At 60.3% G+C, this 16,508-nt stretch carries 12 protein-coding genes; 4 read left to right on the top strand and 8 right to left on the bottom strand.

Annotated elements, in window-relative coordinates; all coding sequences use genetic code 11:
* Window positions 1-35: 35 nt before the first annotated feature.
* The 6 genes from BLO97_RS02455 to BLO97_RS02480 form a co-directional block, all read right to left on the bottom strand.
* Window positions 36-1,028: a LacI family DNA-binding transcriptional regulator gene (locus BLO97_RS02455; RefSeq protein WP_092221797.1), complete on the bottom strand. Its 993-nt coding sequence runs from the start codon at window positions 1,026-1,028 to the stop codon at window positions 36-38.
* Between the two features lie 75 nt (window positions 1,029-1,103).
* Entirely contained in the window at window positions 1,104-2,606 is a 1,503-nt protein-coding gene (locus BLO97_RS02460; RefSeq protein ID WP_092344745.1) for a glycoside hydrolase family 32 protein, read from the bottom strand.
* A complete protein-coding gene (locus BLO97_RS02465) occupies window positions 2,603-3,748 on the bottom strand; it encodes an ABC transporter ATP-binding protein (protein WP_092344747.1) in 1,146 nt (381 codons plus the stop codon). The genes BLO97_RS02460 and BLO97_RS02465 overlap by 4 nt, the downstream gene beginning before the upstream one ends.
* A gap of 31 nt (window positions 3,749-3,779) precedes the next feature.
* Complete coding sequence (locus BLO97_RS02470; protein ID WP_063321670.1) at window positions 3,780-4,622, bottom strand: carbohydrate ABC transporter permease; 843 nt, start codon at window positions 4,620-4,622, stop codon at window positions 3,780-3,782.
* The gene (locus BLO97_RS02475; protein WP_063321669.1) at window positions 4,619-5,584 is read right to left on the bottom strand and encodes a carbohydrate ABC transporter permease; all 966 of its coding nucleotides are present in this window, start codon (window positions 5,582-5,584) and stop codon (window positions 4,619-4,621) included. Before BLO97_RS02475 ends, BLO97_RS02470 begins: the two co-directional genes overlap by 4 nt.
* Window positions 5,585-5,605: 21 nt before the next feature.
* Entirely contained in the window at window positions 5,606-6,880 is a 1,275-nt protein-coding gene (locus BLO97_RS02480) for an ABC transporter substrate-binding protein (protein ID WP_092344749.1), read from the bottom strand.
* A gap of 170 nt (window positions 6,881-7,050) precedes the next feature.
* On the opposite strand from BLO97_RS02480, the gene BLO97_RS02485 reads away from it, so the two are divergent.
* From BLO97_RS02485 to treA, 3 genes are all read left to right on the top strand, one after another.
* A complete protein-coding gene (locus BLO97_RS02485; RefSeq protein ID WP_072339067.1) occupies window positions 7,051-8,607 on the top strand; it encodes a carbohydrate porin in 1,557 nt (518 codons plus the stop codon).
* A gap of 517 nt (window positions 8,608-9,124) precedes the next feature.
* Complete coding sequence (locus BLO97_RS02490; RefSeq protein WP_092344752.1) at window positions 9,125-10,003, top strand: hypothetical protein; 879 nt, start codon at window positions 9,125-9,127, stop codon at window positions 10,001-10,003.
* Window positions 10,004-10,087: 84 nt separating this feature from the next.
* Entirely contained in the window at window positions 10,088-11,716 is a 1,629-nt protein-coding gene (gene treA, locus BLO97_RS02495; RefSeq protein WP_092345096.1) for an alpha,alpha-trehalase TreA, read from the top strand.
* Between the two features lie 92 nt (window positions 11,717-11,808).
* Here the strand turns inward: treA and BLO97_RS02500 are convergent, their stop codons facing one another.
* The gene (locus BLO97_RS02500; RefSeq protein ID WP_092221804.1) at window positions 11,809-12,762 is read right to left on the bottom strand and encodes a GGDEF domain-containing protein; all 954 of its coding nucleotides are present in this window, start codon (window positions 12,760-12,762) and stop codon (window positions 11,809-11,811) included.
* A 3-nt stretch (window positions 12,763-12,765) separates the two neighbouring features.
* The gene (locus tag BLO97_RS02505; protein WP_092142049.1) at window positions 12,766-13,776 is read right to left on the bottom strand and encodes a response regulator; all 1,011 of its coding nucleotides are present in this window, start codon (window positions 13,774-13,776) and stop codon (window positions 12,766-12,768) included.
* Window positions 13,777-14,129: 353 nt separating this feature from the next.
* On the opposite strand from BLO97_RS02505, the gene BLO97_RS02510 reads away from it, so the two are divergent.
* Window positions 14,130-16,502 carry a putative bifunctional diguanylate cyclase/phosphodiesterase gene (locus BLO97_RS02510; protein ID WP_092344754.1) on the top strand — a complete coding sequence of 791 codons (2,373 nt, stop codon included), beginning with the start codon at window positions 14,130-14,132 and terminating at the stop codon, window positions 16,500-16,502.
* Window positions 16,503-16,508: the final 6 nt, after the last annotated feature.

Below are 16,508 nucleotides of genomic sequence, written 5' to 3' on the forward strand. Positions count from 1 at the left end.
GAGCGAGCTCCCTCGCCACGGGTTTGTCGGCGGTCTTATAGCGACGCCCTGACCACCAGGGGGCAATCCACCGGCTGGGCGCCTGATACCTCGAGGTTCTCGATCAGGTGCCGGGCCGCCTGGCGCCCGATCTCGTAGTACGGCAGTTGTACCGTGGTCAGTGGCGGCATGAACAGTTCGGCGATGCCGATCATGTTGTCATAGCCGAGCACTGCGACATCGTCGGGAATTTTCAGGCCGCGCCCCAGCAACAACTGATAGGCGCAAAAGGCAATGCGGTCGTTGCCGCAGACCAGGATGTCGAATTGCGGACGGCCGTCAACGATATGCCGGTCGAGAATGGCGGCGGTTTCATCATAGGCGTCGTGATCGGAAAGGTCGTACTGCAGGAGTGCTTCAGGTGCCAGCCCGACAGCCTGACAGGCGCGTTTCAGGCCTTGTTGACGCAGGCCCCAGGCAAGACTCTTCCTCGGCAAATTGATACACAGCGGGCGCCGATAGCCTTGGCTCAACGCATGCTGCATGGCTCGATGCTGCCCGGCTTCATCATCCGGCACATAACTGACCAAGTGGCTGTCATCGGCCAGGCAATTGGCGAGCACCAGCGGTTTGCTCTTGAGCCGTTCGGGAATGCTCACCTGGCGCAATCCCATGGCACTGAAGATCAACCCGTCAGGGCGGTGCGACAGCATCAGGTCGATGTTCTGATCGGTGGGCGGGTTGCTCAACAGGTTAAGGATGAAGACGTTCCAGCCTGCCTGCTGCGCGGTCTGTTCGATGGACAGCAGCAACTCAACGGCAAACGGCGTGGTCGCGGTGTCCAGTGCGAACACACCGATGGTGCGCGCCTGCAGGTTGTCGCCGCGCATCCTGCGCGCCGACAGGCTCGGTACGAATTGCAGTTCATCAATGGCGCGACGTACCCGCTGAAGGGTTTCGGGGCTCAGTTTTTCCGGCGTGTTGAGCGCGCGCGAAACCGTCATCAGGGATACGCCGGCCAGCTGTGCAACGTCTTTCACGGAAGTCATGCGAAGTGCGGCCAGTCAGGTTGACGCAGAATCATGACACAGGCCCTGGGCTTCTCGCGACTCGAATGACAGTACTCACAGCCAACCCGAGTCCAGCGGCCACGCCTTGGGAATGGCGACGCGCCCGCCAGTCCCGTTCGCCAATAGTTTCACTCCGAGGCTGTCGGGTCGCGGATAGAGGCGGCTGCTGAAGCTGAAGCGGCCGTTTTCCTCGAACACCTCGATGGACGAGCGATCGAGAAATACCCGCAGGTGCAGTTGTGTTTGCGAAGGCTCGATCGACACGCTGCGCTGACCGCTCACTTGCGCACCCGAGCGGCTGCGATCTAGCACCAGGCGTTGCAGTGACGCGTCGTAATAAAGCAGGGTTTGTTCCTGCTCATCGGCGCTGCAGCGCAAGGCGATGCCCAGGTGGCCTTCGGTGCAGTCGAGCAGATCCAGATGCACATGGATTTCGAGCCTGTCGCCCTTCACTTGCGGCACCCAGCGGCTGCCCGACTCGCCCCACGGCGCGACGCTCGGCAGCGGCGCCTGGCGCAGCGCGGTCAGTTCCCGTGCCGGAAACACGCCAAGGCGATCGCCGTGCAGTTCAAGCTCGCGAGGCAAACCGAGCATGCCGCACCAGTGATGGGCCTGGCTCGGCATCGGGCTTTCCCACATGTCCAGCCAAGCCCACACCAGGCGCCGACCATCGGCGGTCTCCAAGGTTTGCGCAGCATAGAAATCGTGACCGTTATCCAGTTCGATGAACGGCCCGCCGGTGAAGTGCCATTCGCTGTCGAGCTGGCCAATGCGATAACCGGTCTGGTACTTGTTGAGGCGTTCGTAACCTTCGGGTTTCATCCCCTGGGGGGAGTAAAGCAGCACGTCACAGCCGTTGAGGCGAAACAGGTCCGGGCATTCCCACATGTAGCCATCGCCCTCATTGCCACTGGACACGTAGTCGAGGAAGTCCCAGGTGTGCAGGTCGGTGGAGCGGTACAGCGGCAGCAGCGGCTTGTCGCCCAGGCGCGCGCCGGCAATCAGGTACCAATAGCCATCCTCCCGCCAGACCTTGGGGTCGCGAAAGTGCATGATCGTTTCTTGCGGCGCGTTCTCGATGACGGCGCCATGCTTGACGAACCGGATGCCGTCGTCACTGGTGGCCAGGCACTGGACCTGGCGGATAAAGCGTTCGTCGCCCACTTCTCCCAGCCAGGTGTGCCCGGTGTAGATCAGCGCCAAGGTGTCGCCACACACCACCGCGCTACCGGAAAAACAGCCGTGGCGGTCGAAATCATCGCCTGGTGCCAGGGCGAGGGGCAGATGCTGCCAATGGACCAGGTCGGTGCTCTTGGCGTGCCCCCAATACATCGGACCCCATTTGGCATCGAAAGGGTGGTGTTGGTAGAACACGTGATACTCGCCACGGAAAAACACCACCCCGTTAGGGTCGTTCATCCAGCCTGCGACAGGCGCCAGATGATAGGCCGGTCGATAATCGCCGATGAGACGAGACTGACCTTCACTCAGCGCCTGCTGCGCATGTTCAAGGGGGGAGGGCATGGGGGCGTTCATGGCATTCACAGACACAGTCATAGGGCGCCTGCTTTTGGCGAGCGCTGCGGGACGTCCTCCGGGAGGACTTCAATAACAGCAGGATGGCGCCTCAAGGCCGTGCCTTCCGCGTCGAACAGGTGCACGCTGCCGAACGCCAGTTGCAGTTCAACCCGATCGCCCACTCGCCATCCGGCGTTGACTTCGCAGCGACAGATCAACGGTTCATCCTCGCCTGACTCCAGGTGCACGTAGGTTTCGCTGCCCAGGTATTCGACCCCGACCACGATGACCCCGGCGCTGCCTTGCGCCGCTTTGAGCGACATGTGTTCCGGGCGAATCCCCAGGGTCAGCGGACTGCCCGCCGCCAGGTGGGCGCTGTCGAAGGGAAGGGGCGTCATGCCCAATAAAGGGCTGTCGATCTGGCTGGTTTCACCTGGGGAGTGCAGGCGCGCCGGCAGAAAGTTCATCTTGGGCGAGCCGAGGAAACCGGCGACAAAGCGGCTGGCCGGGTGCTCATAGAGTTCGCGTGGCGAGCCGACCTGCTCGATGCGGCCGCCATTGAGCACGACAATCTTGTCGGCCAGGGTCATCGCTTCAACCTGGTCGTGGGTCACGTAGATCATGGTCGAGCCCAGTCGCCCATGCAGCCGAGCGATTTCGTTGCGCATCTGCACGCGCAGAGAGGCGTCGAGGTTGGACAGTGGCTCGTCGAACAACAGGATGTCCGGTTCCCGCGCCATGGCCCGGCCCATGGCCACTCGCTGGCGCTGTCCACCCGACAGTTCCCGTGGCTTGCGCTGCAGCAGTTTATCCAACTGCAGGATTTGCGCGGTTTTCAGCACTCGCTCGCGCAGGCTGGCCTTTTCGGTCTTGGCCAGTTTGAGGCCAAAGCTGATGTTGTCGTAGACGCTCATGTGCGGGTACAGCGCATAGGACTGGAACACCATGCCGACGCCACGCTCGCGCGGTTCCAGGTCATTGACCCGGCGTCCGTCGATCAGCAGGTCGCCGTCACAGATCGAATCCAGTCCGGCGATCAGCCGCAGCAAGGTCGACTTTCCGCAGCCCGAAGGGCCGACGAAAACCACGAATTCACCCGCCGAGATTTCCAGGCTGACGTCGCGAAGAATGCGTGCGCCGCCCAATTGTTTGTTCACGTTGTCCAGCTTCAACTTGATCACGATGCTGTTCCTTTCTTGTCTGTGTTGGGCCTCAACCCTTTAACGCACCGGCAGTGAGGCCGGAAACGATGCGGCGCTGGAAGATCAGCACCAGAATCACCAATGGGACCGTGACCAGCACCGACGCCGCCATCAACAAGCCCCAAGGCAATTCATGAGGGCTGCCGCCGGAAATCAGCGCGATGGCGACCGGGACCGTGCGTTGCGAGTCGGTCAGGGTGAAGGTCAGGGCAAACAGGAATTCGTTCCAGGCGGCGATGAAGGCCAGAAGCCCCGTGGTGACCAGTGCCGGCCAGAGCAACGGCAACAGCACGCGGGTCAGCGTGACCCAGGGTGACGCACCGTCCATGATCGCGGCCTCTTCCAGCTCATGAGGCAGTTGTCCCATAAAGGTGGTCAGCACCCAGACGGTGAAGGGCAAAGTGAAGATCGTGTAGCTCAGGATCAACGCCCAGGACGTGTTGTACAGGCCCAGGGCACGTATCACTTCGAACAATCCCGACAGCACCGCGACTTGTGGAAACATCGAGACGCCCAGGACCATCATCAACACCACGCCGCGTCCGCGAAACTTCACCCGGCCCAGGGCATAGGCGGCGGTCAGGCTGAGGAGCAACGCCAGCGCGACCACGCACAGCGCAACCACCAGCGAGTTGCCGATGGCCCGCAGGAACGAGGCCTGGCCCAGCACGGCGGCATAGTTGGAGAAGTCGGGGTTATCGATCCAGTAGCTCACCTGGAACAAGGCGCTGGACGGCTTCAGCGACGTCACGATGGCGTAGTAGAACGGAAAGACCGCGTACAGCAGCAAGATCCCGATCAGGCACCAGAACCCGGCGCGCAGCAGGGCTTTTTTCAGCAGGCGCGGGCTCATGAACGAACCTCCAGCTGACGGCGTCCGAGGTACAGGTACGCCATGGCGATTACCGCCACGACCAGAAACAGCAAGGTCGAAGCGGCGCTGCCGTAACCGACGTCCTGGAATTCCACCAGGTGCTGACGGGCATAGACCGACATGCTCATGGTGCTCGATGAGTTCGAGGTCAGCACATAGATGACATCGAACACCCGCAAGGAATCGAGGATGCGAAAGATCGCCGCCACCAGCAATGCCGGCATCAGCAGTGGCAGGGTGACCCACCAGAACACTTTCACCGGGTGAATGCCATCGACCCTGGCGGCTTCGTAGCAGTCGCTGGGCAACATCTGCAAGGCCGCCAACATCAGCAGCGTGACGAAAGGCACGGTCTTCCAGACGTCGACGATGATCACTGCCCACATCGACAGGTCCGCGTCGGCTGTCCAGGCCAGTGGCGCATCGATCAGGCCGAGGCCGAGCATCAGGTGATTGATGATGCCGAACTGGTCGTTGAGCATCCATGACCAGATTTTCGCCGAGACGATGGTCGGGATCGCCCAGGGAATCAGGATCAACGCCCGCACCAGCGCGCGTCCAGTGAACTTGACGTTCAGCAGCAACGCCACCATCAGCCCCAGTACGATTTCCAATCCCACTGACACCACGGTGAAATGCAGGGTGTTGCGCACCGCGTTCCACCACTGCGGATCGACCAGGATGCCGGACCAGCCCGCGCTGCTGTGAAACAGATAATTGCTCAAGCCGACAAAGGTTGCATCGCCCGTGTCGGCCAGGCTGGCGTCGGTCAAGCTGAACCAGAATGTGCGCAGCAGCGGCCAGGCCGCCACCAGGGCCAGGCATAGCAACATCGGGCTCAGGAACAGCCAGGCGGCGCGAACGCGACGGCGTTGTACCGGCGTTTCCCGATTGAGCAGGTACTCGTCGTCGCCGGGGGCGAGTGTAGTGGAGACAGACATGGTGATTTCCTTCCTTGTGGCTTACCAGTTCCGGCGTTTGATGCGCGTGAGTTCGCTTTCCAGTTCGGCCAACGCCTGATCGACCGGCCGTTCGTCTGCCAGCACGCCGTGCACTTGATCGAAGAAAGCATTGGAGACCCGTGGATAGCGGTCGGCGGTGATTGAAGCAGGGCGCATGACCCCATCATTGAGGATGCTGCGCAGTTGGCTGTAGTACGGCATGGCCGCGAGCAAATCGGGATCCTGGTATAGCGACTCGATCACCGGGTTGTAGGCACCCACCAGGGCGCGGTGTTTCTGTTGTTGGGCGCTGCTCAGGTAGCTCACCAGTTCTGCGGCGAGCTTGGGGTTGGCGCTGTAGCGCGACACCGCCAGGCCCCAGCCGCCGAGGGTGGACGCATGGGTGCCCGTCTCGCCGCCGCGGGGCAGGGGAGCGACGCCGACCTTGTCCTTCACGACGCTGTCCTGGCTTTGCACCAGGGCCCAGACATAAGGCCAGTTACGCATGAACAACGCATTGCCCGACTGGAAGACGCCGCGTCCTTCTTCCTCGGTGTAATTGAGTACGCCACGCGGGGAGATGTCTCCCACCCAGCTTTTGGCCAGGGTCAATGCGGCCCTTGAGGCCTGGCTGTTGACCACGATGTCGCCTTGCTGATTGACCAGCCCGCCTTGCGGCTGGCTGCTGATCCATTCCAGTGCGTTACACGTCAGGCCTTCGTAGGCGCGCCCTTGGAATACATAACCCCAGGCATTGGCGTTCCCGGCATCGCGTTCGGCCTGCTGGACAGCCCTGGCAGTCGTGGTCATTTCTTCCCAGGTCTGGGGCACGGGCTTGTTGTACTTCTCGAGCAGGTCCTTGCGGTAATACAGCAGCCCCGAGTCCGTGAACCACGGCATGGTCACCAGGCGCCCGTTCACCGTAGCGTTGTCCACCTGGGCCTGGAAGTAACCCTGGGTCGCGTTGGCAGGAAGCACTTCGCGCAGGTCCATCAAGTGCTTGGCCAACATTCCCGGCCACACCATGTCGATCTGGATGATGTCGATGTCGCTGGATTGCGCACTGAGGATCTGTTGGTAGAACGACAACCGCTCGGTCGCCGAGTTAGGCGTGGAAACCACTTCGACGCTGTTGCCGGTCTGCTTCGACCACGCCTCGACGGCCTCCTTGCACAGTTGCAATTCAGCACCCACGGCACCGCAGGATATCGTCAGGCTGGCGGCTGTGGAGAGGGATGGAAATCCGACGCACAGGCCGAGCAGCGCCGCTGGAAGGATCGATTTGAGCTGTTTCATAAAGCCCTCTTTATTTTTGTTTTTAGAAAAGTTAACGTTAACATCGCCAAATGTAGCAGTGTATTTGCGATGAGGCATCCTTTTTTTCCTTTGGTTTGACAATTCAGAACCTGGGTGAAAAAGGCCGGTCGCGGCAACAGAACAATAAAAACAAAACAGGGAAAATCCACATGCAGAAAGCATCAAGCTGGCTACTCGCAGGCGTGCTCGGCGCCGCGGCGACCACGTCTCAGGCCGCGACTCTGGAAGAGCGCATGGCCGCTTTCGAGGCCCGTGCCAGCGCAGCGGAAAAACGCGCAGCCGCCGCCGAACAGCAAACCCAGGCACTCGCCAGGGAGTTGCAGCAACTCAAACTCGCCACGCCCGCTGTGCAACCGGTGGCGTCCGCCGCTACGGTCCCCACGCTCGACGCTCGCCTGGCAAAGCTCGAAGCCAGCCAGCAAAGCACGCAGAAACAGGGCAGTGGCGCACACCTTACCGACGGCTTCAGCTTCAAGGGCTACGCCCGCTCCGGGCTGCTGATCAATGATGGATTGGGCGGTGGTCGTGGCGGTCCTTACACCACTCCGGCCGGTTCTGTGGGTGGCGCGGTCGGGCGACTCGGCAACGAAGACGACACCTACATGCGCATCGACCTGTCGAAAGAGCAGTACGCGCAGAACGGCACCCACTCCAAGTTCACGGTTTCCATCGCCGATGGTGTGGAGAGCTCCAACGACTGGACCGCCGACGAAAGCAACCTGAACGTGCGCCAGGTGTTTACCGAACTCGATCACCTCGCGGCATTCAAGGGCAACTCGATGTTCGAAAACTCCACCCTGTGGGCCGGCAAGCGCTTCGACAGGGACAATTTCGACATCCACTGGCTGGACTCCGACGTTGTCTATCTGGCCGGCACTGGTGGCGGTATCTACGATATACAGATGAACAAGAACTGGCGCTCGAACTACTCATTGATCGGTCGCAACTACGGCGATTTCAGTGAGGGCGGCGTCAATGCCGATGTGGAAAGCTACATCCTGACGTCCAACCAGTTTTTCGACGGCGGGCAGTGGCAGTGGATGTTCAACGCCATCGGCTCGAAGAAAAACGACTTTGCTACCCGCACCAACGAAGCGGGGCTGACGCCGGCCGATTCCGGCTTGCACAGCATGATCGCCAATCACCAGAAAAACTTTTTCGGCCGCGAAGGCTTCTTCAAGACGGCGCTGCTCTATGGGCAGGGGTTGGGGGCCGAGGTCAAGAACGTTGGCTCGGATGGCGAACTGATCGATGACGCCCGCGCTGTGCGCCTGGCGCTGTACGGCGAAACGCCCTTGGCGTCCGACTGGCGCATTGGCCCGAGCCTGCTGGCTGAGCAAAGCAAGGACCGCTACGTCAAGGGCGACGATTACCGTTGGATGACCCTGAACGTGCGGTTGGCCAATGAAATCAACAGCAATTTCGAGATGGCCTACGAGATGAGCTGGCAAACCATGAAGCTGGACCCCAAGGGCTACCTGCAACGCAATGCGGTTGACGGCAACTTCTGGAAATTCACGGTCGCCCCGACCTTCAAGCCCGACCTGGGCGATCTGCTCACGCGTCCTGAGCTGCGCCTGTTCGCCAGCGTCATGAACTGGTCGTCGGACCTGGACAGGTACAGCACCACGGACTCCTTCGGCAAGACTGACTTCAACGCCGGCGGTGTCTGGCAGTACGGCATCCAGATGGAAACCTGGTTCTGATGCTGGTCAGTTGAAACTTGTGAAGCAAGCCCGCTCCCACGGGTAATGCGGTTCACTCAGGAAAAATGATGGACCTGTGGCGAGGGAGCTTGCTCCCGCTCGGCTGCGAAGCAGTCGTGAACCGGTGGGTGCGGTGTGTCTGATGCTCCGCATTTGGCAGGTTCTGGGGCCGCTTCACGACCCAGCGGGAGCAAGCTCCCTCGCCACACAAGCCAAACCGCTGGTTTTGATCATTCCCACCACTGCGTGGGAATGACCGATTTCCCACAGATGCACTGAGTGCATTTCAGTGACCGACAGGGTGGACGGCTGTTTGGGCCTGTCATGATCGAATGCGAGTCGCCTTTGCCGGGATCTCCAACCGACGGGTTGCTTTTGGAAGGACTGGGGCTACTGTACTTAGGATCAACCTGCCGGACCCGGGGCCGGTTGATTCGCCCAGCCAGCGCTCGGGTGCTGGGCCTGGTTCGTAGAGGCAACGTGATTTTCGTGTCCACGACACCGCCAAGGAGGCACCATGTCATTTCTTTACCATGTGACGAACAAGGCTAACCTGGCGAATATCAGCACCGCCGGGCTGGCCCCCGCCGCCAAACGAAAGGCTTCCACGGCCCAGGCATTCGGCGCAACTCAAAAGAACCGGATTGAGATGCGCGAACACAATCGCCTTGCACGCTTCAAGATGCTCCTCAAGGACCTGGCGGTGGCAGGTTATTCACCGCGCACGATCCTTTTCAATGAGCGAGCGGCAACGGCGAGGGTGCAGATCGCTTTTTCCAACAAGGATTTTGCCGTCGTAGACGATATTCCCTATGTCGAGCAGGTCGGTGTCTATCCGCCGATTCCCGCAAAAAAAGGCGTTGTTGCGGCCGACGCGGACCTCAAAGAGATTCTGGCAAGGTACGTCGAGAAGCTGCGCAGCGTCTCGGCACCGTTGGACGAGGACTTGTTCGACGAGCGACAGGCCAAGGCCCATAGGGCGAAGAATTCCTTTTACGGCAAAGCAGTCCAAGAGATCGATAGGCTGGATCTGTCGTTGCACCACCAGCATTTTCTCAGCGAACTGGCCTATGCCTATGAAGAGCTGGTGGCCGACGACGAACAGGAAGTCACCCGTCACCGCGTATACCTGTTCCCTGAGAAGCATCTCAAGAGTCAGTACAGCACTTACGCCAAGCATATCGTCAGTGGTCAGTACGAGAACCTGGCGATATTGCGAGTGGATTCGGCGAATGTTTCCAATCCGATGTTCGATGCGGCGCAGGGCAACGGCGCGACAACGAAAGAAATCATCCAGGCCATCCACATCAACTATGTGGTCGGTGTTCCCTTGGCCTCGGTGCAGGATGGCAGTGTCTTCAACGGACAATGGAATGAGTTGAGTCAATACGAGTGAGGCTATCGAAGATTTTTTACTGAACCCGGGTCTATCCGGTCATGTCACTCGTTTGTCAGGAACGACAACATGATGGAGCAGCCGATGCGACCTATGTACTTCACCAGCCTTTCCTTTGCCGCGCTGCTGTGCGTAGCGTGTTCAAGCCAGCCGCCCGCCACATGGAGCTATGCAGACGCTCAAGGACGGGCCAATCTCCCTCCCGACCAAACCTACCCCGAACTCTTTGAAGCGGTGCAACGCGAGCAGGTGTTCACCGACCAGAAGCATTTCGTGGACGCACTGCCCAACCGTGAGCCGGCGCAGATCCGCGCCGATTACCTGGACCGACGCAACCGTGATGGCTTCGATATCAAGGCTTTCGTGAAAGACAACTTCATCGAATCCGGCGAAGTCGAAAGCCCGGCTCCCAAGCCCGGCGCTCCGATCAAGGAACATATCGACAGCCTTTGGCCGGTACTGAGTCGATCCTACCGCCAGGTGCCGGCCTACAGCAGTTTGTTGCCCCTGCCGCAGCCCTATGTGGTGCCCGGCGGACGCTTTCGCGAGATGTATTACTGGGATTCGTATTTCACTATGTTGGGACTTGAGCAGAGCGGTGATAAGGCCCAGGTTCGGCAGATGACCGACAACTTTGCCTACATGATCGACACCTACGGCCACATTCCCAACGGCAATCGCACCTACTACTTGAGCCGGTCGCAGCCTCCATTCTTCGCTTACATGGTGGAGTTGCAGGCGCGTATCGAAGGCGACCAGGCCTATGGACGATACCTGCCGCAATTGCAGAAGGAGTATGCCTATTGGATGGAGGGCGCCCAGTCACTCAAACCCGGTTCGGCCGCGCGACACGTGGTCAAACTCGCCGATGGCAGTGTGCTCAACCGCTATTGGGATGCCAGCCCGACGCCTCGACAGGAGTCCTGGTTGCAAGATGTCAGCACCGCCGAGCGAGCTCCGGATCGGCCCAAGGAAGAGGTCTGGCGTGACCTGCGTGCCGGCGCTGAAAGCGGTTGGGACTTCAGCTCGCGCTGGTTGGACGACGGCCAGAACCTGGCGAGCATACGCACCACGGCCATCGTGCCCGTGGACCTCAACAGCCTGATTTATCATCTCGAAAACACCATCGCCAAAGCTTGCGAGACGGTGCAGAACATCCCCTGTGTCCAGGCTTACGGCCGGCGCGCCGAGCTGCGCCAGCGTGCCATCGAGAAGCATTTGTGGAATGCCGACAAAGGTTTCTACGTGGACTACGACTGGCAACGCAACCAGCCACGCCAGCAGCTCACGGCCGCGACGCTTTTCCCGCTGTATACGGGGCTGGCGTCTGTCGAGCATGCCAATCGCACCGCCGATGCGGTACGTGACGGCCTGTTGCGCCCCGGCGGCATCGCCACCACCCAGGTCAGTAATGGCCAGCAGTGGGACGAACCCAATGGCTGGGCACCGTTGCAATGGGTCGCGGTGGAGGGGCTGGACCGATACCAGCAAACCGCCCTGGCGCAGCAAATTGGCAGCCGCTTCTTGCAGCAGGTCGAGAGCCTTTACCGCAAGGAAAACAAGCTGGTGGAGAAATACGATCTGTCCGGGCGCGGTGACGGCGGGGGAGGCGGTGAATATGAACTGCAGGACGGCTTCGGCTGGACAAATGGGGTGACGCTCAAACTGCTGGGTAAATATGGCGCGACTTCCCCAACCCTAGTGGGTAAGTGAACGCCGTACACATCCCCTGTGGGAGCGAGCTCCCACAGGGGATGTGTGGTTGGCATCAAGTGTCACGATCACTCGGAAAAAATGTGGAATGTCTATTCATGCACCGTCACCCGATTGCGTCCGGTCTTTTTCGACGTATACAGCGCCTGGTCCGCCCTGGCGATCAGGTCGGCGTGGTCGTTCGAGGGCTGGCTCAGGTCGGCCACGCCCAGGCTGATGGTGAAACGGATGGTCTGGTCGTTGTACACCACCTCCAGCGCCTCCACTGAGTGCCGCATGCGTTCGGCGAACGCGTGTGCGCCGCTGCTGTCGGTATCCGAAAGCACCACGCCAAACTCTTCACCGCCATATCGCCCGACCACATCGGAGTCGCGCGCATGTTCGCGCAACAGCCTGGCGACTTGCTCGATGACCTTGTCGCCGGCCTGGTGACCGTAGGTGTCGTTGACCCGCTTGAAGTGATCGATATCGAGCATCACCAGGCTCAACGCATGGCCGTAGCGCTGGTGCCGGGCGTAGGCGGCTTTCAGGTTGCTTTCCCAATGACCGCGGTTGTAGAGCCCCGTCAGCCGATCGGTGCTGGAGAGTAGCTGCAGCTGCGCGTTGGCGGCCTGGAGCTGATGCCGGTTGGTGGCGACGTCGGTGACGTCATAGATCACCAGGCAGATGTGCTTGATGGTGTTGTCAGGCGAGCGCAGCGGCAGCAGCGTGGTGTTCTGGTACATGAACGCTTCCTGGCCGGTGATCGGCTGGTAGCTCTTGAACCGAATCAGGTACGGGCGCTGCTCCCAGACCGTGAACGCTGGCGTGCCCAGGGTCGCGACACTTTCCACCTTGCGGCTGAACCATTGGCGATCGATTTCAGGGAACAGGCTGAAAAAATGCTGATTGTGGGCATCCTTGGGCTGCACCCCCGAGCGGTTCTCCATGAAGGTGTTCCAGACCTGCACACGGTACTCTCGGTCGAGCACCACGACACCGACGTCGATGCTCTGAACGATGGCCAGCAACCAGTGAAACTCGTTCAGATCGATGGAATCGTTCATGGCTCAGCTCATCAGATAGGCGAGTTTGTGGGTCAACCGTTCGATGGAGTCTTCCGTGAACAGCAGCAACAGATCGAAGCGAATATCGTGCCCTTCCAGGCTGTAGCTGATTTCCACTGCCAGGGTCTTTTTCCAGTGCATGCGGTTGCCCTGGATCAGTTCCTCGATGGCCGCGTGCTGGCCGAGAATCTGCGGATGGCCCTGGGAAAACACCACATCGATCTGCTCGGCAATGCTGCTGAGACACGCGCCGATCAAGACGCTGGAAAGGTCCAGCAACATTTCCAGGTCCGAATAATCGGCGCTCTCGCGCTGCATCAATTGCGCGATGTCGGCGATTTCCGAGTCATGGAATATCAGCAGGGCCTCGCCGGCGATGCCGCTGCCGATGAAACCTTGGCAGATGGCCGTGAGTTGCTGGGAGCTGCCGACGTCGTTGAGCGCCATATGCAGTTCCCCGACCTCGAGGATGTTCACGTTCGGCACCGGCAACTGCACAAAGACCCCCAATACCTTGGCGATCAGGGCCGCCGCCCGGCCTATGGCCACGTTGACCGTCTCGCGGAACACATCGTGAAAACCGATGGCCGTGTTCGTGGCCGAACGATTCTGCAACGGCACCTGGTCGGATCGGGTCAGTAGCCCCACCCGGGTGAGGGTCTGGCGCAGTTCGTTTTCGTCGAAAGGTTTTTTCAGGAACGCCAGCGCGCCCAGCTCAAGCACGCGGCGCACCGCCTCGTCCTGGACGTCACCGGAAATCACGATGACTTGCGCCTTCAAGCCCTCTGCGCGCAATGCGCTCAACACCTGGTAGCCATCCATCTCCGGCATGGTCAGGTCGAGCAGCACCACTTGCCCCAGGCCTTGGCGTATGGCGTCCATCGCCTGGCACCCGTTGACCGCCTCGGTGACCGAAACCGGCCAGTCTGCAGGCAGCGCGCGCAACACCTGTTTGCGCGCCATGTTGGAGTCGTCACACACAACCAGGGGAATCAACGGCACAGGGGCATCCATTGGCGTTCAATGACAGGGTAGGTCCTACGTACATCATTCATAGGCTGGCAGGGGCCCTTGATTAACGAACAGGATTTATCGGGCATTGCGTCCTGCATGAAAGACTTGCAGGGCACTGTTGCATTAAAAACTGGACCAATAAGTCAGGGGAGTCAACTGCACTTCGTCATTACAACCAGTGCAAAGCCACGGTCGGCGTGCCGATTGGCATTGGCAGGCACAGTTTGTGGTCTATAGTTTTGTGCAGGTCCGGAATCCTTCAGTGTCGGCGGCCAGGAACCATGGACGCCTCGCAGCATTGCCGCGTCGGATATCCGCAGGCCGTCAGCAGTGAACAATGCAGGGAGCACACCATGGCGATCCAACGGGCGAGTGTACTGACGTCGGCCCAGGATGTTGCCCCTCGTGAAAACCCCTTGTCCGATGCGACGGGCGATCTGTTTCGGCGCCGCTTCGATCAGGTCAAGGAAGCCTACATTCTGTTCCCGCTGTTGGCGGCTCTCCTGCTGTCGGTCATCTGGGCGGGAACCCTGTACCTGATCAAGGTCGAACAGACCCGCGCGCAGCGGGGCATCGCCGAGGCGAGCCTGGAAATCGGCGCCACCTACGAAGCGCAGATCCTACGGGCGGTGCGTGAAATCGACCAGACCCTCAAACTCGTCAAGTACACCTACGAGTCCGAGCGCGAGACAAATCCGCTGCCCAAGCTCAAGGCGCGCGCCTTGCTGCCTTCACCTTATTTGTTTGATGTCAGCGTGGTGGATGCCAGGGGGCTGGTCGTGGCCAGTACCCAATCGAGTGAGGTCGGAAACCAGATTGCCAAGGATGAGCTGCAAACGGTGGGGCGTGACACTGCACTGTCGATCAGCCGCCCGTGGAAAAGCCCGGCGACGGGGGAGTGGAAGCTACGTTTCAGCCGGCGGCTCGACACGGGGGATGGCGCATTCGCCGGGATTGCCATGGTTGAAGTCGATGCGGCCTATTTCGTCAGCAGTTATGACACCTCGAAGCTTGGCAATCAGGGCTTGCTCGGCCTGCTGGGCATCGACGGCGTCTTTCGGGCACGGCGTAGCGGGGAAGCGATATCGGCCGGCAATGAGGTCGATTACGCCGCCGTGGTGCCGGACACCGAAAACACTGACGCCGTACGCTTGATCAACGGGACGGACGGCGTGCGGCGCTACACCAGCGCCCGTCAGCTCTACGATTTTCCGCTGGCGGTGATCGTCGGGTTGTCCGAAGAAGAACAACTGGCCACAGTGACGCGGCAAGCGCACACCTACCTCTGGCGTACGGCCGGCGGCAGCCTGTTGCTGGTGTTGTTGGCGGGGCTGCTCGCCCGGATGAGCTGGCAACTGGTGCAAAGCCGTCTGCGCGCAGGCGAAGCGAAAATTGCCTACGCCGAAAATGTCGAGTATCTGGCTTATCACGACGGCCTTACGGCGTTGCCCAATCGCAGTCTGTTCAGCAAGCTGTTGAGCCAGAGCATCGGTGAGGCAAGTCGTTATCATCGGCAACTGGCAGTGCTGTTCCTTGACCTCGACCGCTTCAAACAAGTCAACGATACGCTTGGGCACGATGCCGGCGATCAATTGCTCAAGGAGGTGGCGCTGCGACTCAAGGCGTGTCTGCGCACCAGCGATACGGTGGCTCGATTGGGTGGCGACGAATTCGTGATCCTGCTGCCAGAGCTGTCCGATGACAAGGACGTGGCAACCACTGCCCAGAAAATCCTTGGGGCCATTGCCCGGCCTTTCAACCTCCAGGGCCAGGAGTTCCGGGTGACCGCCAGCGTCGGCATCAGCGTTTTCCCACAGGATGGCCTGGACGAGCAGACCCTCAAGAAAAACGCCGATATCGCGATGTACCAGGCCAAGCAGTGCGGCAAGAACAATTTCCAGTTCTACTCCGCGAAGCTGAACGCGGACTCACTGGAGCGGATGACGCTGGAGCTGAGCTTGCGCCACGCCCTGGAGCGCCACGAGTTCCAGCTTCACTACCAGGCCAAGCGAGATATTGGCAGTGGCCGCATTACCGGCATGGAAGCGCTGCTGCGCTGGAATCACCCGGACCTGGGTATCGTGGCACCGATGCAATTCATCCCGGTAGCGGAAGAGACCGGTTTGATCGTGCCGATCGGCAAGTGGGTGCTCAAGACCGCCTGCCAGCAAAACGTGGCCTGGCAGCAACAGGGATTACCATGCCTGGGGGTCGCCGTGAATCTCACGGCACGGCAGTTTGCCGATGAGAACCTGCTCAGGGACCTGGCTGGGATATTGGCCGAAACCGGTATGGATGCACGTCTGCTGGAGCTGGAGATCGCCGAGAGCCTGCTCATGCAGGACGTCAAGAAAGCGTTGAACGTGTTGACCGGGCTCAAACACCTGAAGGTCCGCATCGCCATCGATGATTTCGGCATTGGCTATTCTTCGCTCTCTGCCCTCGAACAGTTTCCGCTGGATGTCATCAAGATTGACCGCTCGTGTATCTGCGATACCAGCAGCGTGTCGGAAGACAAAGCCCTGACCGAGGCCATTATTGCCATGGGCCGGACCCTCAGCCTGACCGTGGTGGCCCAGGGCGTGGAAACCAAGGAGCAGGCCGATTTCCTGCGCGACAATGCCTGCGACGAATTCCAGGGGTTCTACTTCAACAAACCGGTGCCCGCCGATCAGTTCAAGGTGTTGCTGCAAGCCCAGGCGGCTGGCACGGATCTCGATACCTGAGGCCCG

It is taken from the genome of Pseudomonas sp. NFACC05-1 (assembly GCF_900100135.1).
In the GTDB taxonomy this organism is placed as follows: domain Bacteria; phylum Pseudomonadota; class Gammaproteobacteria; order Pseudomonadales; family Pseudomonadaceae; genus Aquipseudomonas; species Aquipseudomonas fluorescens_Q.